This is a genomic window from Pseudomonas sp. 25 R 14 (assembly GCF_900004755.1).
In the GTDB taxonomy this organism is placed as follows: Bacteria; Pseudomonadota; Gammaproteobacteria; order Pseudomonadales; family Pseudomonadaceae; genus Aquipseudomonas; species Aquipseudomonas brenneri.
Genome location: NZ_CVTS01000069.1, coordinates 112038 through 131257 on the forward strand (window position 1 = coordinate 112038; position 19220 = coordinate 131257).

Genomic DNA, 19220 nt, shown 5'->3' on the forward strand with positions numbered 1-19220 from the left:
ACCGCAGATGCTTATGCACAATCTGTTGGTTGGACAGAGGTTGAAACAGCCATTTTGTGGAGCTGTTCTCATTACGCTGCAACTGCCTGTTTTGCGTGCGTTTTATTTTGTGAACAAAAAATGACCAGTCAGCATTTTTGCCTGTAGCGCCCGCTTCTACGGCGTCCTACAGAATTTCATCAACAGAGTTATCCACAGGGCGCATTGCCCTTTAATCGCGCTCGGCAAGCACCATCAGGTTGCGTGGTGTCAGGGCTGTTTCGCAGAAGTGGCCGACTTGAGCCTTGTAGCCGTTTTCCTGAAGAAACAATGCCCGATCCAGAACCAGCCACAATTCCAATGGGCGACGAAACAGGCCACGCACCAGTTCCAGGTTTCGTACGTGGGCGAGGCGTTGCCAGCCGTGCTGTTCCAGCGTGACCCAGTCCTGTTCACCTGTGGATAACCCTTTGAGCGCCGCGAGGTGCTGGCAGTAATCGGCGTAGGGCCGATTCAGCCATTCGCTGGGCAACGAAGGCGTGGGCAGGTACTCGTCGCTCCCGCGCAGTTGCCGCTGTAACAGGTCGAAGCCCAGGCGCCGGGCCATGGAGGTGTCGCGTTGCAGGCGCACCCGCAAGCCTGCGGTGACGGTTTCGCTCAGGGGCAGGCCAAGGTCATCCCGCGACAAACGTAGCGCCGAAGCGCGGGCCGGGGCCGACAGGGCCTGGTAGTGTTCGCTGGCGATGCGGTTGTAACAGCAGGGCGCCACGGCCAGGTGCTGGCAGCCGGCGGCGCTGGCCAGTTGCAGCAGGCGCACGTGCAGGTCGCCACAGGCGTGCAGGGCGACCGGGGTGTGCTCGCGGGTGAGTTGCTGCACGGCGCTTTCGGCCATCACGTCTTGCTGATGGTGGCGGGCGGGCATTTGATGGTGGTCGCTGAGCGCCTGGCCTGCGGTGATCAGCGCCGGATCGTACTCCAGGCAAGTCAGGTCTTGCCCTGGTTGCAACAGCCGACGACCAAGATGGCCTTTGCCGGCGCACCAGTCGAGCCAGTGGGTGGGGCGCTCGGCAAAGTGCAGAGCCGCGCCAAACGCCTCGATCTGCTGCCATTTGCGCCCGGGCACGTCCACATTCAGGCGCGTTGGCGGCGCATGTAGCGCCCCCGACGGTAACTTATCCACAGCACTCAGACGCGTCGACAGCTCCGCCCATTGGCGAAACGGCGCTGGCGCCTGTAGTTCGGTGGGCAGGTTGTGGTTGCTTTCGGCCTCTGCCAGCGAGCGCTGGCGCAGCCATTGGGCCAGTTGTGGATGCTGGGTTTCCCAGGGCAATTGCAGATGGGTAAAGGGCCGTGGTCGCCACAGCCCTTGATGCTCGGTAAGGAACGCATCCAGCGCGAGGAAACGGGCCAGCAGCCGCTCGCCCGTCAACCTGGTATCAGCGTCCCTGGCAGGCATCGACCCGCAACCAGCGTTCCAGCAGCTTGAAGCCGCGCACCAGCACATAGGCCATCAGCAGGTAGAACATCCCGGCGGCAAAGAAGATCTCCACCGGCAGGTAGGTACGGGCAATGATGGTGCGGGCCATGCCGGTCAGTTCGAGCAAGGTCACGGTACTGGCCAGGGCGCTGGCCTTGAGCATCAGGATCACTTCGTTGCTGTAGGCCGGCAGGCCGATGCGCGCGGCACGCGGCAGGATGATGTAGAACAGCGCCTTGGGCTTGGACATGCCCAGCGCCCGCGCCGCTTCGATTTCACCGGGCGGGATGGCCTGGATCGCGCCGCGCAGGATCTCGGCAATGTAGGCGGCGGTGTGCAGGGTCATGGTAGCGGTGGCGCACCAGAACGGGTCCCGCAGGTACGGCCACAGGGCGCTTTCGCGCACGGCGTCGAACTGCGCCAGGCCGTAGTAGACCAAGAACAACTGCACCAGCAGCGGTGTGCCGCGGAAGAAGAAAATGTAGCAGTAGGGCAGGGTGCGCACGTACCACAGGCGTGATGAGCGCGCGATGCCCAGTGGGATCGCCAGCAGCAGGCCAGCGATCACGGCGATGGCTACCAGTTCCAGGGTCAGGGTCGCACCCTGGGCCAGTCTCGGCAGCCACTTGATGATCACGGCCCAGTTCAGGCCCAGGTCGAAATGCGACAGCCAGCTGTAGTCGCCGTTCATTGTGTGCTCCTCGCAAAGCCGCGAGCGGCACGTTTTTCCAGGAAGTACATGCCGGCCATGGCCAGGACGGTGAGGCCCAGGTACATAAAGGCCGCGACCATGAAGAAGGTGAAAGGCTGCTTGGTGACGGTCACGCCGATCTGCGCGTGGCGCATGATTTCTTCCAGGCCGATCACCGAGACCAGCGCGGTGTCCTTCATCAAGATCATGAACAGGTTGCCCAGGCCCGGCAGGGCGATGCGCCACATCTGCGGCATGATCAACCGGGTGAAGATGCGCAGCTTCGACAGGCCCAGGGCAACGCCGGCTTCACGGTGGCCCTTGGGGATCGCCAGGATCGCGCCCCGAAACACTTCGGTGGCGTAGGCGCCAAAGCACAGGCCCAGGGCGATCACCCCGGCGGCGAAGGCGCTGAGCGACAGGTCGGGGTTGCCGAAAAACTCCCCCAGGGCCCGCATCATATTGACCGTGCCGAAGTAGATCAGCAGCACCCAGAGTAATTCGGGAATGCCACGGACAAGGGTCGAGTAAGCGCCGCCAAGCCATTGCAGCGGCTTGTACGGGGAAGTCTTGGCCAGGGCGCCGGCGAGGCCGAGCACCAGCCCCAGGCATAACGCCGTGAGTGCCAGTTTGACGGTCATCAGCGCGCCGGCAGCGAGTGCGGGGCCGAATCCGTAGAGATCGAAATTCATGGTTTAGTCATATCGCGCAAGGCTTGCTAAAAGCCGGCACGCTCGGGTGAGCGCGCCGGGCAGGCCGATCAGATCATTCGATGCTGAAAGGGAAGTACTTGTCGTTGATCTTCTTGTAGGTGCCGTCGGCCTTGATTTCCGCCAGTGCCTTGTTCAGGCGTTCGCGCAGCGGGTCGCCCTTGCGCACGGCGATGCCGATCTTGTCGCTTTCTACAACCGGATCGCCTTTGAACTCATAGGCCGAACCGTCTTTGCTCTTGAGCCACTCGTATTGCACGTACTTGTCAGCGAGCATCCCGTCCAGGCGCCCGGAAGTCAGGTCGAGGTAGGCGTTTTCCTGGGTGTCGTAGAGCTTGGCGGTGGTGTCTGGCAGTTTGTCTTCCAGGTAGGTACCGGCCAATGTCGCGCGTTGCGCACCAATGATCTTGCCTTTGAGGTAACCAGCGTCGGTCTTGAAGTCTTTGATGGATTTTGCCGCGATGAATTGCAGCTTGTTGGAGTAGTACGGGTCGGTGAAGTCAACGGCTTGCTTGCGCTCGTCGGTGATCGACAGCGACGACACCAGGAAGTCGAACTTCTTGGCGTTCAGGGCCGGGATGATGCCGTCCCAGTCCGATACATACACTTCGCACTTCTCGACTTTCATCTTGGCGCACAGGGCGTCGCCGATGTCTTTGTCGAAGCCGACAACATTGCCGCTGGCGTCTTTATTGTTGAAGGGCGGGTAGGCCGCTTCGATCCCCATTTTCAACGTCTCGGCCATGGCCGTGGCGCTGAATGCCATGGAAACGGCGGCGGCCAGGAGGAATTTTTTATAGTTCTGCATGCATGTTGCTCCGTTAGCGGTTGCTGGACATGAATTGTTTGCAGCGCGCCGAAAGCGGGTTCTCAAACACCTGCTGTGGCGATCCTTGCTCTTCGACCAGCCCCTGGTGGAGGAACACCACTTCGCTGGACACTTGGCGGGCAAAGCCCATTTCGTGGGTGACCAGCAGCATGGTGCGGCCTTCTTCGGCCAGCGCGCGGATCACATTAAGTACTTCCTGAACCATTTCCGGGTCAAGTGCCGAAGTGGGCTCATCGAACAGAATGACTTTAGGTTGCATTGCCAGGGTACGGGCAATCGCGGCGCGTTGTTGCTGGCCGCCGGACAATTGCGCCGGGTAGGCGTGGCGCTTGTCGCTGATGCCGACCTTGGCCAGCAGCGCCTCGGCCACTTCGATGGCTTCGGCCTTGCTTTGGCCGAGCACGCGGCGTGGGGCCTCGATGATGTTGTCGAGGATGCTCATATGGGGCCAGAGGTTGAAGTTCTGGAAGACAAAACCGATTTCGCTGCGCAGGCGATTGATCTGCTTGCCGTCGGCGGCCATCAGTTCGCCGTTTTTCGCGGCCTTGAGCTTGAGCTCTTCGCCGGCCACCAGGATCTGGCCCTGGTGCGGGTTTTCCAAGAGGTTGATGCAGCGCAGGAACGTGGACTTGCCGGAACCGGAGGAGCCCAGGATCGAGATCACATCGCCGTCGCGAGCGGTCAGCGAGATGCCTTTAAGCACCTCCAGCTCACCATAGCGTTTATGCAAGTTGCGGATTTCAAGCGCGGGCGCGGCCAAAGCCATGTGCGGTCCTCATTGTGTTCATTGCGTTCCTGCTGTTGGGTCGCCTTCCTGGCGTGGCGCCAAGCTAGCATAGCGTCCGGATGACAGCCAACAGCGCCACGGGCGTTAAACAGACGGTGTGTGACAGGTTGTCGCATCGGCACAGCAGCGTGTCGCGCCATCAACAACCGAACAGCCGTTTTAACCGATAAACCCGTGGCAGTCGCGTAAAAAAGGGCGCGATGGTGCCAGCTTTGGCCGGGTGTTGGAAGGGTTAAACGGGTAAACGGTGCCTATCAGCCCTTTAATTGGGCGTCACTTACTTTTTGTGTGTGTTTTTGGTGCGCTGATTCGTTCTTGAAGTGAGTCGGCGGGTAACGCTGTGGCGGATTGCCAGCAATCTCAATGACTTGCGATCAGTTAGGAATTTCCCTACAGCCCGCATCAACCTTGAGTTTGTTACATTTTGGCGCAAATCTTGCGTAAGAAATAAAGAACGCCCCGTTTGTTTATTTTCACGAAACACGGCAGGCCGGGCGGACCGTATTCGCAATTCCTCGCAAAGGTGTGTCAATGAGTCGTACGCAAAGCTCCAATGACCTCGAACAGGGGCTCAAACCGCGACATGTCACCATGTTGTCGATTGCCGGTGTGATCGGCGCCGGTCTGTTTGTCGGCTCCGGCCACGCGATTGCGGCAGCCGGGCCCGCCGTGCTGCTGGCCTATGCGGCGGCCGGTACGCTGGTGGTGCTGGTGATGCGCATGCTGGCCGAGATGGCCGTCGCGTCTCCCGACACCGGTTCTTTTTCCACCTATGCCGACCGGGCGATCGGGCATTGGGCCGGCTTCACCATCGGCTGGCTGTACTGGTGGTTCTGGGTGCTGGTGATTCCTCTGGAAGCCAACGCCGCCGCGACCATCCTGCATGCCTGGTTCCCCGACGTGGCGATCTGGGCTTTTACCCTGGTCATTACCTTGCTGCTGACCGCTACCAACCTGTTCAGCGTGAAGAACTACGGCGAGTTCGAGTTCTGGTTTGCGCTGATTAAAGTGGTGGCGATCATCGGTTTTGTGATTCTCGGCGTGCTGGCGATTTTCGGCCTTTTGCCGGGCAGCCAAGTCAGCGGCGTCTCGCACCTGTTCGACACCCAGGGCTTTTTGCCCAACGGTATGGGCGCGGTGTTGGCGGCAATCCTGACCACCATGTTCTCGTTCATGGGCACCGAGATCGTGACCATTGCCGCCGCAGAATCGAAAAACCCTGGCCAGCAGATCACCAAGGCCACCAACTCGGTGATCTGGCGGATCGGCTTGTTCTACCTGGTATCGATCTTCATCGTCGTGGCCTTGGTGCCGTGGAACGATCCTACGCTCGCGGCCGTCGGTTCCTATCAGACCGTGCTGGAGCGCATGGGCATCCCGAATGCCAAGCTGATTGTCGACCTGGTGGTCTTGGTCGCTGTGACCAGTTGCCTGAACTCGGCGCTGTACACCGCGTCGCGCATGCTGTTCTCCCTGGGGCGTCGTGGTGATGCTCCGGCGGTGGCCAAGCGCACCAACAAGAGTGGCACGCCTTACTGGGCGGTGATGTTGTCCACAGGCGCGGCATTCCTCGCGGTGTTTGCCAACTACGTGGCACCGGCTGCGGTGTTTGAGTTCCTGCTGGCCAGCTCCGGCGCGATTGCGCTGCTGGTGTACCTGGTGATTGCGGTATCGCAACTGCGCATGCGTCAGAAACGTACGGCAGCGGGCGAGAAAATTGCCTTCAAGATGTGGCTGTTCCCGGGCCTGACCTACGCGGTGATCGTGTTTATCGTCGGCGCGTTGACCATCATGCTGTTCCAGGAGGCGCACCGGGTGGAGATCATCGCGACCGGTGTCTTGAGTTTGCTGGTGGTGGCGGCGGGGTTGCTGGTGGCGAGCCGGCGCCTCGGGGCTGCGGTGCTTAACTGATCAGTTGAAGCCTTGCTGCTAACGCCACGAAACACTGTAGGAGCGAGCTTGCTCGCGAAAAACGTCAACGATAACGCGTACAGCCTGAATAAACGCGTTGTTCTTGAGTTCTTCGCGAGCAAGCTCGCTCCTACATTGGTTTTGTATCAATCTTGCGAATGGGTCAGTGCTTGCGACGCCGCCACGTAGTCGGCCTGGAACGCTGGCGATTCAATCCACGCCAACGCTGCTGCTTCATCATCGCTATGGGTGGACCACTGCCGATACTCGATCAGCGCCGCGAGGATAAAGTCGGTGGCGTTTTCTTCGCCTTCCTGCTCCAGCACCAGCGCCAGCAACGGGTGCGCCAGGAAGGCCGCACACAGCGCCTGCTGGCTGGTCTCGCCGGCCTCGCGCATTTCCACGAACAGTTCGGTCAAATCCACCGATTCAAGGTCAATACGCTCGTCGTCGTCGGCAAACGCATCCTGCTTGGGTGCATTGGCGCGCTGGGTGCGGTTCTGCTTGGCCTTGGCTTTTGCCCGTTGGGCACGTTTTTGCTGCTTGTCTGGCGAAGCCATGGGCTCACGTCCTTGGTTCAGGATCTGGGTGGCGTATTGAAGCGCAGGTCTGGCGAAATCCCAAGGGTTTCTACAGGCGTGCCCCCGGTGTGTCGGCCGCGAGCTGGCCGTGCTGCAGCCAGGTCAGCGCAATCGGCCATAAGCGATCCTGATATTCACTGCGGAAAAACGCGAAATGCCCGACGGCTTCTTCGCCAATATCCGTCGGCGCAATCCGCAAGTGCAGGCGCTCGCTGGCGTGGAAGTAGTCCAGCAGACGTTCAATGGCTGGTACCGTGCCAAACGGGTCGTCGGTAATGCTGATCGCCAGGATCTGTGCCTTCACCCGGGCAAAGGGCAGCTCGCCCAAGGCGCGCCCACTGGGCCGTGTCTGGTAGGTGGGCGTGGGGCTGCTCCAGTCACGCACCACCCCGGCTGGCGTGTCTTCCAGCCAACCCAGGCGCTTGCCTGGGAAATACCCGCACACGGCCGTCACCAGCGGCATCACCAAGTGCCACTTGGCCAACATCCGCCAGCGGCCATTCGCCTGGTAGTCACGCCAGTACGCAAACTGCGCGCCCACCGTGACCAGCCGCCTGATGGCTGCACCCGATGCGCCAAGCCCGGCCGCGCAACCGCCAAAGCTGTGGCCGACCACATCAATGGGCTGCCCGGCAAACTCCCGCTGCGCGCGCTGCATGATCGCCTCGAAATCCAGCCGGCCCCAGTCTGACCACGAGGCCTTGAACCCGCGCAATGAGCCGCTGCGTGATTCGCCGATGCCGCGATAGTCATAGGTGATCACGTCAAAACCGTTGGCAAACAGGTAGTCGGCAAAACGCGAATAGTGACGGCAGCGCACCGAGGTGGCGGCGTTGATGATCACCACCGGGCGCTTGATATCGGTGCGGATATGCCGCCAGGTGAAACCGCCGATGGGGTAGCAGTCGGCGGCGGGCTCGCGGAATGCCTCGGGGTGAAGGCGGGTGGGCAGGTTCATGACGGGCCTCGGTCCATGCGCTTTCGATGGGGTTTGGTGACCCGTGCGCAGTTTTTATTGGAAGTTGACGCTAACAAAATCGACGGGCAAAGGCTCGTGATCTTTAAATGCAACTGGGTGCGGGGAATGTTGCATTTGGTTCAGGCGTGATTCAGGCGTGCTGTCGGCAATATACGCCAGCATTCCCCCGGCCTGGCAGGTTGAACCATGGAACACCGCACGCGTTTTCGTCTGGAGGCCCTGGGTGTTTTCCTGGTGGCCCTACTGCTGTTTACAGCAGGTATCTGGGATCAGCAGCCGCAAGGGTTTGACGGGCGTTGGGCGGTGTTCCTGCAGGAAATGTTTCGCCACGGCGCCAGCCTCTTCCCCACCACCTACGGTGAGCCTTACCCGGATTACCCAGGCACCGCGACCTATTTCAGCCTGCTCTTCGCTCGGCTGTTCGGCGCGCCTAACGACCTGGCTAACGTCATGCCCACCGCCCTGGCTTCGGCTGGGGTGATGGCGCTGGTCTACCGTTTGCTGGTGCCTTGCGGGCGAGCCTGGGCGTTGCTGACAGTGTTACTGACGGCATTGACTGCCCAGTTGCTGGAGAAGTCGCGCTCGGTCTGCCTGGATCAAATGGTCTCTTTATTGTGCCTGGGCTGTTTCTACCTGCTGCACACCGGTGAGCGCCTGGGGTCGCGGCTGCGCCAATACGCAATCTTTCCCCTGTTCGTGGCGGCGTTTGCCATTCGTGGCCCTCTGGGGCTGATCGAGGTCTGTGGGGTTGCTTGTGTGTACTGGGCGCTGGGGCCTGCGCGCTCGCGAGAAGAGAAGATTGGCCTGCTGAAAAAGGTGATTGCCCACGGGGTGATCGGACTGATCCTGCTGGCTGCCTGTTGGTGGGTGCTCTTGAAGCTGGCGCGGATCAGCGGGGGCGATGGGTTTGCCGATGAGGTGCAGAAGATGCAGGTGGCCGGTCGTCTTGATGAAAGTGGCGAGCCGTTTTACTTCTACTTCAAGCTGAGCCTGTATCGCTATTTCCCGGTGATACCGTTGGCGCTGGCGACGTTGATTGCCCTGCGCCATACATGGTCGGCGCGTCATGATGAGGCGGATGTGCGGTTGATGCTGCGCCTGGGCGGTTGTGGCTTGATGATCCTGTTGGGGCTGTCGGTGCCGAACTTCAAGCGCGCGTACTACATCGTGCCCATGGTTCCGATGTTTGCCGCTGTGGCGGCCTATGGCCTGCTTCAGGCCCGAGGCTGGCTGCTTGGCGTGCGTCGGGGCTATGAGTGGCTGGTGGCGATCCTGCCGCTGCTGGGGGTTGTCGTGGTATTGGTCTGCCGGCAACTGTGGAGCAAACACGGCTACTGGCCCGATGTCTCGGTGCCGGGATTGATTGCACTGTTGATTGCCCTGCAACTGGCGGCGGTCGTTGCCTGGCGTCGTCTGCGTGGTTGCGTCGCGCAGCGATTGGTGGTGCTCAGCCTGATCGCGTTGGCCACCCAATGGCTGGTGCTGGTGATGGTCGTGGAGCCGGCCAAGGACCTGCAATTTGACACGAAAAACTTCGTGGGCGCCGTGGAAACCCTGCGGGCCGAGAATCCCGGGCAGTTGGTGTTTCTCAACCTCGGCAAGGACACCTGGGCCATTCGCTACATCATGAACCTGGACCACGACGAACAGCCGCTGTTTATCGGGCGCGACGACCTTGCGCAACTGAACGCGCTGCCGCGCTCGTCCTGGGTCATCGTCGCGCGCAAGGAAACCCAACTGCTACACGGCACGCCGCTGGAGCACCTGGCTCCAGCGTTCAATGGGCGGCTCAATGACAACCCGCTGCTGGTGTTCCGTGTGCCGTGATCAGTTGTTCTGGCTTACAGCGCAATCAAAAGTTGTAGGCCAACGTACCAACGATCGTACGACGGTTGCCGATGAAGCAATCGCCTCGCGCCAGGCATGTTGTGTAGTAGGTCTTGTCTTCAAGATTGGTTGCGTTGAGGGTCATGTTCCAGTTCTGGTAGCGGTACCCCAGCATCGCGTCCAGCAAGGTTGAAGACGGCGTCTTCACCCGGTCAGCGCCATCCCAACTGGTCCCCACATAGCGAACACCCGCACCGACACTGAACCCGGGAATGTCACCGATGCTGAATCGATGCTGGCTCCATACCGAGGCCATGTTTTCGGGAACACTGGCCAGGCGTTTGCCTTGTTCTGCCGGTGAGCCGTTGAGGACGGTGGTGTCGGTGTAGCTGTAGGTGCCAATCAGGTCCCAGTCGGGTGTGACGGCTACCAGTGCTTCAAGCTCCAGCCCACGGGCACGGGTCTCACCACTTTGCAGGGTGTTCATCGGATCCACGGGGTCGGGCATGCGGCGGTTCTGCTCGCGGATGTCGTACACCGCTGCCGTGTAGAGGCTGCTGCTGCCAACCGGCTGATATTTCACGCCCAGTTCCCACTGTTTGCCCTTGAGCGGTACGTAGGGTTCAAGCGTGCGCTGGTTGAGGCCGATTTGCGGCTGGAATGATTCGCTGTAGCTCAAGTAGGGCGCAATGCCGTTGTCGAACAGGTAGGTCAGGCCCGCGCGGCCGGTCACCTTGTCGTCCTTTTGCCGGGTTTTGCCTTGGGTCTGGCTGTCGGCCCAATCCTTGCGCAGGCCCAGGGTCAGCAACCACTGTTCGTATTTGATCTGGTCCTGGGCATAGAGCCCTTGTTGCATGACCCGTTGTTCCGGGTCTGCGGTGAGGCGAATGATTGACGGATCAAAGGTGCCATACACCGGGTTGTACATGTTCAGGGGGGTTGCCGCGCCGCTGGCACTGTCCCGGTTGGTGACCGCATGCTGGTAGTCGCCCCCCAGCAGCAGGGTGTGTTGCAGCGGGCCGGTATCAAACCGGGCCTCGACGTTCTGGTCGGCGACCCAGACTTTGACCTCTGGCTTGGACACGTAATAGACGCGGTCGAGGGTCTGGTTATCGGGTTTAAAGAGTGGTTTTGCTGCAAATTTCGCGTAGACCGACTGGTAGCTGACTTTGCTTTTCTGCCAGCGCAGGTTTTGGCGCAGCGTCCACGTATCGTTCAGGTGCCACGAGAATTGCGAGGTCAGGGCTGTCTGGTCACTGTCGTACTCGTCAAACCCCGGCTCGCTGGCGAAGCGGTTGCTGTGGAACCGACCGTACGGCGCGTTCCAGAGGGTGCCCTTGTGTGGGAAAAACTGTGTGGTGGAGCCGCTGTCATCGCGCTGGATGTTAGCCATCACGGTCCAGTCGATATCCTCGTTGGGGCGCCAGGTCAGCGACGGCATCAGGACCTGACGGTTATCTTTGACGTGATCAACCTGAGTGTCGCTGTCGCGTTGAATAGCCACCAGCCGATACAGCAAGGTGCCTTCTGGGTTGAGGGCGCCCGTGGTGTCCACCGCGACTTGCTTGCGGTTGTAATTGCCGTATTGCAGCTGCAGCTCGGTGTGTTGCTCGGCTTTGGGGCGTTTGCTGACCTGGTTGATCAGGCCACCCACCGGGCTCTGCCCATACAGCATCGACGCGGGGCCCTTGAGGACTTCAAGGCGTTCGAGGGTGAAGGGGTCGGTGCGGATGTTGGTGTAACTGCCGAAGCTCTGCTGTAAACCATCAAGGAACAGGGCAGGCGCGCTGCCTCGCACTTTCGACCAGTCTCCCCGGCTATCGAGCCCAAAGGGCTCGGCCCGCACCCCGGAAACATAACGCAGCGCGTCCTGCACGGTCAGTGCGCCCTGGTCGCGCATGCGGTCGGCGCTGATCACGGAAATCGACTGAGGGATTTCGGTGATCGGGGTGTCGGTCTTGGCGCCTGTTGTACTGCGCTTGGCGACATAGCCTTGGACCGGGCCGTTTGCCGTTTCTTCGGAAGCCGTCGCCGTAATACTTTGGCTGGGCAGTTCGAGTTGGCCTTTCTCCTCGGCCGCGACGGCGACGGGGATAAGCATCGAAACGAATCCGAAGGGGGCAAGGCTGAGTGCCTTCAACCATGAACCTGGCTCGCGTGCAAAGGGCATCGCAACTCCTTGATTATTTTTAGTGATGCGGGGGGAGGATATTTTGCGCGCAGCTTAAATGATAATAATTGCTATTAGCAATATTGGTGTGCAGTCGATCCTGGCCTGGGGCCGCAACGGTTGACTGCGAAGTGACCTTTACCCTGAGCTACCTGTAGCTCATGAACGAACTATTTGCAGCGGTACCCTTCAGGCATCGTAACGGTGTAGTTGCGTTGTACACGGTCCTGGAAGTTCAGGTTCTGCAAGCCTTGCTGCACCACAAAGGCTTCGACCTTGGCGGCCTGGCAGTCGTCGTTGTAGGACGTCACGCGCAGCAGGTACACCGCGCGCTTGCTCGCTTCATCCCGCGCCGTGGCGGTGAAGGTGGTGAGGGTGGTGTAGCCGGTTCGTTCCGAACTGCCTACCGGGCCGTAGGTGGTGTTCGGGGTGCTGGTGCAGACCATTCGGTCGTCTTTTTTCTTACTGTTCTTGCACACGGTGGACGTGCTGGTCGGCACTTGCCCGTAGTCGGTGGCGACATAGCGGTAAGTCTTCTGGCGGCTGCCAATATCCAGGGTGACGGTCATTTTGATCGGCGCATGATGCTTGGGCTTGTTGGTGTCGGTAAACACCTCGCGAAAACCCTGGTCCTTCAGCGCGCTGACCATGTCGCGCAGGTAGTAGCGGGCATTGAGAGCGTTTTCGTCGCTGCCGTTTGCCGATGTCACCAGTACGGGGGCTTGCCGGTCAAAGTGATAGTCCGGATCCGGGGTTGCGTTGATCGCGACGTCCATCGTCGTGGCGCATCCACTGAGCAGCGCTGTCAGCATTAATAGCGTGCAGAACAAGTACCGGGTCATGAAATAACTACCTTGCTGAAAGTTGGGTAAAGGCTAGACGGTTGAGCTGCGCGATAAACAACCCTCAGGTGTTTACCGGGCCTGGCGCGGCATGCATGAAAGTATCCAGTTTCGGCTGTGGCGGCGTAAAGCCTGTGGGTATTAAATCGCAGGCAACAAAAAAACCGCACTAGCGGCCAGGCGGTTTTTTTGTGTGTTGCAGATGACATTTGCAGTGGCGCGTTCTTGGCAGTGCGTTGTGCCAATAGCACCCTAGAATTGGGTCTCTTCTATTTCAGATGAGCACTTCTCACAGGGTTTCATCAGGCAATCGCTGTTTTGTCTCAGCGCATGCTCTCGGCGTTGATATAGAGATAGGCAGAGCCGCTTCTACCCCTCGTCCTGTCCTCATTTGCAGGCCTAGCATGGCAATGGCAACCAACGCCGCGCCTGCTCCCGCAATCGGTATATACGCCAGTCCCACATGGGTAATCACCCAGCCCGCGCCTATGCCACTCAATGCCGTGCCAAGGTTGAACGAAGCGATATTAAGCCCCGAGGCCACTGCACTGGATTGCGGGATGTATTGGTTCGCCAGGCGCAACAAACGCAGGGTCGACATGGTGACGATGGCAAAGAACACCACCCCCAGCAGCCCGACCAGCGTCAAGGTGACGATCTTCGAATCCCCCCACAGGTACAGACCCAACAGGTTCAGCATTAAGGCCGTCAGCCCGCCAAGCAGGCACCGGTCGACATCGAAGGCATCCACAAGATGGCCGCCCAGCAAGTTGCCGAGAATGGAGCAGACGCCGAACAGCAGCATGGCGAAGCTCAGAACCTGCGGTTGGATACGGGTGATATCCAGCAGAAATGGCGAAACGAAGGTAAAGAACGAAAAGGTGGCCACGCTCACCAGCATGGCGATCGTGGCAGCCATCAGTAGTTCGCGATGAAAGAGAGCGGTGAGGCCTTGTTTGATGCCCTGGCGTTCGTGGGGCTGGGGCGCAGGTTGAAGGCGCATCAGCAGCACCAGGCCAATGGTGCTGATCAGGCCCAAGCCGCCGATGGCCAGGAACACCACGCGCCACGACCAGTAGCTGCCGAAGAAGGTACCGATAGGAACGCCGAAGGCGATGGACAGGGTCAGGCCCATCCACACCAGGGACAATGCCCGCCCGGCGCGCATCGGGTCGACCAGTTTGACCGCGGCATTGGATGCCACGGCCATGAACACCCCATGGGCCAGGCCGATGATGAAGCGCACGCCGTACAAGGTCACGATATTCGGTGCCAGGCTGATGGCCACGCTACCGACGGCGAGCACGGCGAGGGTCAGCAGCAGCACTGACTTGTCGCGCCAGGTGGCCAGCATTGCCGTGAGCAGCGGGGCGCCAATCGCCGCGCCCAGGGCGTAGGCCGCGATGGTCGAGCCGACTTGCGCGATGGATTCGTGCAGGTCCATGGAGATCGCCGACACCAGGCCGGCGACGACGAATTCGGACAGGCCGAAAGTGAAGGTGCAGAGCGAAAAAATGTAGATGACGGCTGGCATAGGAACTCAAGTTTTAGGAAAAGGGCAGGTGCACCTCAGCGAGGCGCGTGCTCCAGGTGCGCAACCCGCAGCGCCAGTTCAAGGGACTGTTCGTAGTTGAGGCGCGGATCGACCTTGCTCAGATAACGTCGAGACAGGTCATCGGGCTGCAGGTTGCGTGCTCCCCCCAGGCATTCGGTGACGTCGTCGCCCGTCAACTCCAGGTGCAGGCCGCCCAAGCGGGTGCCGTGTTCGCGGTGGACGCTGAAGGCCTCTTCGATCTCCGTCATGATCTGTTCGAAGCGCCGGGTCTTGGTGCCGCAAGCCAGGGTTTCGGTATTGCCATGCATGGGGTCGCACAGCCATAGCACCTTGGCCCCCGAGCGATGGACGGCGTTGAGCAGGGCCGGTAGTTTTTCCCGCAGGTTCTCGGCGCCCATGCGGTGAATCAGGGTCAGCCGCCCGGGCTCGTTATGCGGGTTGAGCCGGTTGATCAGGGCCAGCAAGGCTTCGGGGGTGACTTCGGCCCCGACCTTGACTCCCAGCGGGTTACGAATACCCCGGCAATACTCCACGTGGGCACCGTCCAGCTCGGCGGTACGTTTACCGATCCATGGGAAGTGGGTGGACAGGTTGAACCAACCGTCGAAACCAGGCACTTGCCGGGTCAGGCCGTGCTCGTAGTCCAGCAGCAGCGCTTCGTGGGAAAAAAAGGTCTCTCGATGTAGGAATTTATCCGCATCGCTGCCAGCCAGGGACGCCATGAAGTGTGAGGAGTGCTGTACGTCCTGGACGGTGCGGTGGAAGTCTTCTCGTTCGGGCAGCGCATTGATCCACTCGGTGGCCCAGTGAGCGGGCTTGAGCAGGTCATCGACACCGGTTTCATAGAGTGCCCGGACAAACCCGAGCGTCGAGGCGCAGTGGGCATGAGCCTGCAGCAAGCGTTGAGGGTCCGCGCGACGCTCCTCGTGGGTGAACGCACTGCCGTTGACGATATCTCCGCGGTACACCGGCAGGGTTTTCTGCCCCTGGGTTTCACTGCCGCTGGAACGTGGCTTGGCATATTGCCCGGCCAGGCGTCCCAGGCACACCACTGGCATGTGCAGGCGCTGCATCAGTATCTGGGCCATTTGCTGTAGCACTTTTATCTGCTGTGTCACCGCTTTGCTGGAGCACTGATCAAAGGACTCGGCGCAATCGCCGCCCTGCAGGATGAAGCGCTCGCCGTCCTGGGCCTGGGCGATCAATACCTTGAGTTGCAGGATTTTGTCGGCACACACCAGGGACGGTCGCCTGGCCAGCGTTTGCAAGGCTTGGCGGTGTTCGGTGGGGCAAGGGTAGGTGGGCTGGTGCAGGGCAGTGCACGAGCGCCAGGTTTCGGGTGTCCAGCCAGTGACGGTGGCGTGGATGTGTTTGTGCGTCGTCAGCATTCAGCGTCTCCTTGTCGGTACAGCAATCGAGGATTCAGCCGGTGCAAATACAGTAAGTCGGCGCCGACTTTAGAGGGCAGCAGATGTTATGTTCGGGACTAGTTCTTCTGAGGTGGCGGTGATAGTGCGGTGGTAAAACTACGATGGGAAATACTATAAAAGTCTCTGTTTAATACTTTTGGCAGGTGCTAATGAATTATTGATGAAAAATTGATTCACGTTCGATGAGCTGTTTTTTAGGTTGATTGTATTGTGCAGGTGATTAGCGTATTGGCGGGCCCGCGACGATGCGACTAACAGATACCGCCAGGTCGCCAACAAGTAGTTGGGCTTTCTCTCTGATATCTGCAGGCTCTTACAAACAGACCGCGAAAGTATTTTACTTTGTCCGTCGACTCGCCAATTCTCGCTGTTTAAAGAAAGAGGGCGGGTTAATGTTAGTTCACAACGATCATTACTATGGGATTTTGCAGGGCGCCGAACGCGAAATCCTGCGTCATGGGGAGTTGATCCCCGACGCCACTTTCTATGAGCACAAACTTCAAGCCGTGTGGGCGCGTGCCTGCCACAGCGAGTTCTACCGGTCCCTGGGTGAGTACAGTTTTGCCGGGTTCCAGGCCTTGGAGTTGACGCCCAAGGCCAGCCTGAAGGGCTCTCCGCGCGCGTTCTGCACCGTCGATTACGGCCAGGCCGCCAAGTATTACGCGACCACGGGTACCACCGGCGAGCCCACCCCCAGCCCACGGCTGAAAGAAGACATCATCTGGAACGCCGTTTCGGTAGCCTTCCACTGGCGCCATGTCATCGAGCCCGGCTCGCGGGTGGCCAATCTGATGCCTTCGGATATCGTCCCAGTCGGCGACTTGATCGCCAATGTTTGCGAATACCTCGATGTTTCCCACGTTCGGGCCTATCCCTTTACTACCGGTATCACCGACTGGGAGCGCCTGTGCAAAATGTTCGAGACCTACCGCCCGACAGTGATCTTTATCGCCCCGGGGGTATTGGTGCAATTGACCCGCTACCTGAAGCAGCGGCAGATGCTCGAACGCGTCAGCGAGTCCATCAAGGTGATCATGTTGCTGGGCGAGGTCAACACCCGGCCGTTCCGGGAAAAGCTGGCTTAGTGGTGGGCCTGTGATATCCACGACGCCAGCTATGGCAGCACCGAAACCGGTACCTTGGCCGCGGTCACCCAGGGCAAGGTCCAGCGCTTGACCACGGCCACCAACTATTTCGAGCTGGTGACAGCCAATGGCCAGATCGTGCCCCTGAGTGATGGCGCCACCGGGCGCTTGGTGGTCACCCCGCTGAATCTGTACGCCCGTCCCCTGCTGCGCCTGGACACTGGCGACAGCGTGACCATCACGTCCCAGTGCGCGCCGGGGTTGCCGGGGCCGACGATGATGGTCAACGGTCGCGATTCGGACGCGGTAATAGTGTCCGGGGTAGATCTTGAAATCCGCAAGATCGAAGAAATCGTCTATGGCAACAGCAACGCCACCGGCTACCTGATCGAGGTGGACCGCCAGACGGATCGTGCCAGTCTGATCCTGGAACGCGACGTTGTCTGGGACAACGACTTGGAGGCGGGGCTCGCCGACGCGTTGCGCGAGTGTTCCCAGGAGCGGATCAAGCTGGACTGGGACAAGATTCTGTTCGTCAACAACCTGGCGGCGGTCAGCAAAAGCGGGGCCTCGCAGAAGAGCTGGAAAAAAACCAACCTGCGTTTTGTCGGTGGCCAGCAATGAATGCTTTGAGCCAGATCGCACCACGTTTTCCCGCGGGGAACGCGGTGGTCAGCGGCCAGCCGGATTTGTGGTGCACCTATGCCGCTATTCGCAGCCTGGCCTGGGTCGACCAGTTGCAAAGCGTCGACCGGCCGCAGATCTGCCGCTACATCGAGTCCCGGCTGAACCGCGATGGTGGCTATGCCTGGAGCAAAGGCATGCCTTCAGATGCCTGGGCGACTTTTTACTGCACAGAAACCCTCAACGACCTTGGCGCGCAGGAGCGGGGGACGCAAAAGACCGAGTCCTGGCTGGACAGCCTTTGGGACGGCCACGCCTATGCCATGTGCGCGGGCCAGGGCGCAGACGTGTGGGCTACCCACTATGCCGTGCGCACCTTGATCAATGTCTGTCATGGCGAAGTAAAAGAGCCGGCGGAGCTGCTCGATTGGCTCAGCGGGCTGCAATGTGAAAGCGGCGGTCTCAGTTGGTCTCCGGCGTTTGCCCGGCGCAACAAAGCCGACGTGCGCGCCTGTTTTTATGGGGTGATGGCTTGGAAAGCCCTTAGCCAGCAAGGCGCGTGGGTACCGACATGGGACATGGACCGACTGGTCCAGTGGATGCAGGCCCAGCAGCTTGAATGCGGCGGTTTCCGCTTCAGTGAAGCGGCGGATACGCCTTGCCTGTGGGCGACCTATCGCACGACCGCGACCCTGGCAGCACTGGGTACCAGCCCGCTGCACAGTGCCCGTTGCGTGGCATGGATTGATTCGTTGCGTGGCCCAGGCGGCGGTTTCGTGCGTTGGCAAGGCTACGATTGTGAAGACGTGTGGGCGGTGTTTTGTGCGGTGGGGTCGCTCAAGGCCCTGGGTCAGGATGTCAGCGGGCTGGCCCAGGGTGTCAGCCAGTTTATCCAGCACCTTTATGTCGACAATGGCGGCTACACCTACCGTGAAAAAAGCGCGGCGGCTGACGTGTTGACCACAGCGGCCACCGTGTTGGGCGGAACTCTCGCCCCCCAGGACCGCGACTCGGCGGTGCGTTGGATCGAGGGATGCCAACTGCCCAACGAAGCCGGAGTGATGTACATGCCGGGCCGGGGCGCGGAAGTGCGCTGCACCGCCTGGGCCTTGGCTGCCGGAGCGTTGCGTGATGCTGTGCAAGGCCGACAGGCTGTGCTCGCCTGGCTGGGCCGGATCCAGAACCCTGATGGCGGTTTCGGCTTCTGGGAGGGGCGCGGCTCGGACATGGTTTCGACGGCCTCAGCCGTGTCGATCATGGCCATGTTGGGTAGCAATAACGGTGTCGACTGCGCTCAGTTGGAGCACTTTATCCGGCGGTGCGCCATCACCCAGGAGCCGCCGACCTACGGAAACTTTCCTGACGGCACGCCAACGCTTCGCTCCAGTATCCAGGCGCTCAAGTGCCTCCGGTACCTGGGGCACGGCAACGGGGGCGCGATGCAGGCTCTGCTCCTGCGGCACAAGGTCAAGCAGGGTGGTTTTGCCAATATCGGCAACCGCATTCCGGACCTGCTGAGCACTTACGAAGCCATGGCTGCCTCCAGTGCCTTTGATCTGGAGGTGGACCGCGCCCACGTGTTGTATTTCTTGGAGAAGGTTGAGACTGCCAGCGGATACGCCTGGTCACCGATGTATCGCGAGGGGCAAGACGCGCTCTCTACGTGCCTGGGAAGTTTATTAAGGCAATGGTTCCAGGGGCGCCTGGATGTACTTCCCCACTTATATTTGTCTTGAGAGGCTG

General features: G+C 60.3%; 16 protein-coding genes. 5 read left to right on the top strand and 11 right to left on the bottom strand.

The window, feature by feature from the left end:
• Positions 1–211 precede the first annotated feature (211 nt).
• The 5 genes from BFQ03_RS28130 to BFQ03_RS28150 all read right to left on the bottom strand — a co-directional run bounded on the left by BFQ03_RS28130 (position 212) and on the right by BFQ03_RS28150 (position 4452).
• On the bottom strand, positions 212–1435 hold the full coding sequence (locus BFQ03_RS28130) for a methyltransferase (RefSeq protein WP_065944502.1): 1224 nt from the start codon (positions 1433–1435) through the stop codon (positions 212–214).
• Positions 1416–2105 carry an ABC transporter permease gene (locus BFQ03_RS28135; protein ID WP_032862362.1) on the bottom strand — a complete coding sequence of 230 codons (690 nt, stop codon included), beginning with the start codon at positions 2103–2105 and terminating at the stop codon, positions 1416–1418. Before BFQ03_RS28135 ends, BFQ03_RS28130 begins: the two co-directional genes overlap by 20 nt.
• Positions 2106–2143: 38 nt before the next feature.
• Complete coding sequence (locus BFQ03_RS28140; protein ID WP_032862323.1) at positions 2144–2839, bottom strand: ABC transporter permease; 696 nt, start codon at positions 2837–2839, stop codon at positions 2144–2146.
• A 73-nt stretch (positions 2840–2912) separates the two neighbouring features.
• On the bottom strand, positions 2913–3665 hold the full coding sequence (locus BFQ03_RS28145; RefSeq protein ID WP_032862321.1) for an ABC transporter substrate-binding protein: 753 nt from the start codon (positions 3663–3665) through the stop codon (positions 2913–2915).
• A 13-nt stretch (positions 3666–3678) separates the two neighbouring features.
• On the bottom strand, positions 3679–4452 hold the full coding sequence (locus BFQ03_RS28150; RefSeq protein WP_032862319.1) for an ABC transporter ATP-binding protein: 774 nt from the start codon (positions 4450–4452) through the stop codon (positions 3679–3681).
• A 552-nt stretch (positions 4453–5004) separates the two neighbouring features.
• On the opposite strand from BFQ03_RS28150, the gene gabP reads away from it, so the two are divergent.
• Positions 5005–6384 carry a GABA permease gene (gene gabP / locus BFQ03_RS28155; RefSeq protein ID WP_032862318.1) on the top strand — a complete coding sequence of 460 codons (1380 nt, stop codon included), beginning with the start codon at positions 5005–5007 and terminating at the stop codon, positions 6382–6384.
• A 146-nt stretch (positions 6385–6530) separates the two neighbouring features.
• Here gabP and BFQ03_RS28160 read toward each other — a convergent pair whose 3' ends face one another.
• Together BFQ03_RS28160 and BFQ03_RS28165 are read right to left on the bottom strand one after the other, a co-directional pair.
• Positions 6531–6944, bottom strand: a complete 414-nt coding sequence (locus BFQ03_RS28160) for a hypothetical protein (protein ID WP_032862316.1) — start codon at positions 6942–6944, stop codon at positions 6531–6533.
• Positions 6945–7014: 70 nt separating this feature from the next.
• The gene (locus tag BFQ03_RS28165; protein WP_065944503.1) at positions 7015–7923 is read right to left on the bottom strand and encodes an alpha/beta hydrolase family protein; all 909 of its coding nucleotides are present in this window, start codon (positions 7921–7923) and stop codon (positions 7015–7017) included.
• 207 nt (positions 7924–8130) lie between these two features.
• Here BFQ03_RS28165 and BFQ03_RS28170 point away from each other — a divergent pair, with 207 nt between their 5' ends.
• Positions 8131–9771 (top strand): ArnT family glycosyltransferase, encoded by a 1641-nt coding sequence (locus BFQ03_RS28170; RefSeq protein WP_032862314.1) that lies wholly within the window; start codon positions 8131–8133, stop codon positions 9769–9771.
• A 25-nt stretch (positions 9772–9796) separates the two neighbouring features.
• Here the strand turns inward: BFQ03_RS28170 and BFQ03_RS28175 are convergent, their stop codons facing one another.
• The 4 genes from BFQ03_RS28175 to BFQ03_RS28190 form a co-directional block, all read right to left on the bottom strand.
• On the bottom strand, positions 9797–11872 hold the full coding sequence (locus BFQ03_RS28175) for a TonB-dependent siderophore receptor (RefSeq protein ID WP_065944541.1): 2076 nt from the start codon (positions 11870–11872) through the stop codon (positions 9797–9799).
• Between the two features lie 239 nt (positions 11873–12111).
• Positions 12112–12783 (bottom strand): YajG family lipoprotein, encoded by a 672-nt coding sequence (locus tag BFQ03_RS28180; protein ID WP_032862311.1) that lies wholly within the window; start codon positions 12781–12783, stop codon positions 12112–12114.
• 289 nt (positions 12784–13072) lie between these two features.
• Positions 13073–14317 carry an MFS transporter gene (locus BFQ03_RS28185; protein ID WP_083204930.1) on the bottom strand — a complete coding sequence of 415 codons (1245 nt, stop codon included), beginning with the start codon at positions 14315–14317 and terminating at the stop codon, positions 13073–13075.
• Between the two features lie 35 nt (positions 14318–14352).
• The gene (locus BFQ03_RS28190) at positions 14353–15726 is read right to left on the bottom strand and encodes a 3-deoxy-7-phosphoheptulonate synthase (RefSeq protein WP_065944504.1); all 1374 of its coding nucleotides are present in this window, start codon (positions 15724–15726) and stop codon (positions 14353–14355) included.
• A gap of 434 nt (positions 15727–16160) precedes the next feature.
• Between BFQ03_RS28190 and BFQ03_RS30955 the strand changes: the two genes are divergently transcribed.
• Genes BFQ03_RS30955 through BFQ03_RS28200 form a run of 3 tightly spaced genes read left to right on the top strand, consistent with a single transcriptional unit; the run spans position 16161 to position 19213 of the window.
• Complete coding sequence (locus BFQ03_RS30955) at positions 16161–16853, top strand: hypothetical protein (protein WP_239695295.1); 693 nt, start codon at positions 16161–16163, stop codon at positions 16851–16853.
• A 54-nt stretch (positions 16854–16907) separates the two neighbouring features.
• A complete protein-coding gene (locus BFQ03_RS30960; protein ID WP_239695296.1) occupies positions 16908–17477 on the top strand; it encodes a phenylacetate--CoA ligase family protein in 570 nt (189 codons plus the stop codon).
• Complete coding sequence (locus BFQ03_RS28200) at positions 17474–19213, top strand: prenyltransferase/squalene oxidase repeat-containing protein (protein WP_065944505.1); 1740 nt, start codon at positions 17474–17476, stop codon at positions 19211–19213. Before BFQ03_RS30960 ends, BFQ03_RS28200 begins: the two co-directional genes overlap by 4 nt.
• Positions 19214–19220 lie beyond the last annotated feature (7 nt).

Bases quoted from the DNA above. Each gene is read 5' to 3' on its own strand.
- BFQ03_RS28130 (WP_065944502.1), bottom strand. From the start codon at position 1,435: ATGCCTGCCAGGGACGCTGATACCAGGTTGACGGGCGAGCGGCTGCTG.
- BFQ03_RS28140 (WP_032862323.1), bottom strand. From the start codon at position 2,839: ATGAATTTCGATCTCTACGGATTCGGCCCCGCACTCGCTGCCGGCGCG.
- BFQ03_RS28145 (WP_032862321.1), bottom strand. From the start codon at position 3,665: ATGCAGAACTATAAAAAATTCCTCCTGGCCGCCGCCGTTTCCATGGCA.
- BFQ03_RS28150 (WP_032862319.1), bottom strand. From the start codon at position 4,452: ATGGCTTTGGCCGCGCCCGCGCTTGAAATCCGCAACTTGCATAAACGC.
- gabP (WP_032862318.1), top strand. From the start codon at position 5,005: ATGAGTCGTACGCAAAGCTCCAATGACCTCGAACAGGGGCTCAAACCG.
- BFQ03_RS28160 (WP_032862316.1), bottom strand. From the start codon at position 6,944: ATGGCTTCGCCAGACAAGCAGCAAAAACGTGCCCAACGGGCAAAAGCC.
- BFQ03_RS28165 (WP_065944503.1), bottom strand. From the start codon at position 7,923: ATGAACCTGCCCACCCGCCTTCACCCCGAGGCATTCCGCGAGCCCGCC.
- BFQ03_RS28170 (WP_032862314.1), top strand. From the start codon at position 8,131: ATGGAACACCGCACGCGTTTTCGTCTGGAGGCCCTGGGTGTTTTCCTG.
- BFQ03_RS28175 (WP_065944541.1), bottom strand. From the start codon at position 11,872: ATGCTTATCCCCGTCGCCGTCGCGGCCGAGGAGAAAGGCCAACTCGAA.
- BFQ03_RS28180 (WP_032862311.1), bottom strand. From the start codon at position 12,783: ATGACCCGGTACTTGTTCTGCACGCTATTAATGCTGACAGCGCTGCTC.
- BFQ03_RS28185 (WP_083204930.1), bottom strand. From the start codon at position 14,317: ATGCCAGCCGTCATCTACATTTTTTCGCTCTGCACCTTCACTTTCGGC.
- BFQ03_RS28190 (WP_065944504.1), bottom strand. From the start codon at position 15,726: ATGCTGACGACGCACAAACACATCCACGCCACCGTCACTGGCTGGACA.
- BFQ03_RS30955 (WP_239695295.1), top strand. From the start codon at position 16,161: ATGTTAGTTCACAACGATCATTACTATGGGATTTTGCAGGGCGCCGAA.
- BFQ03_RS28200 (WP_065944505.1), top strand. From the start codon at position 17,474: ATGAATGCTTTGAGCCAGATCGCACCACGTTTTCCCGCGGGGAACGCG.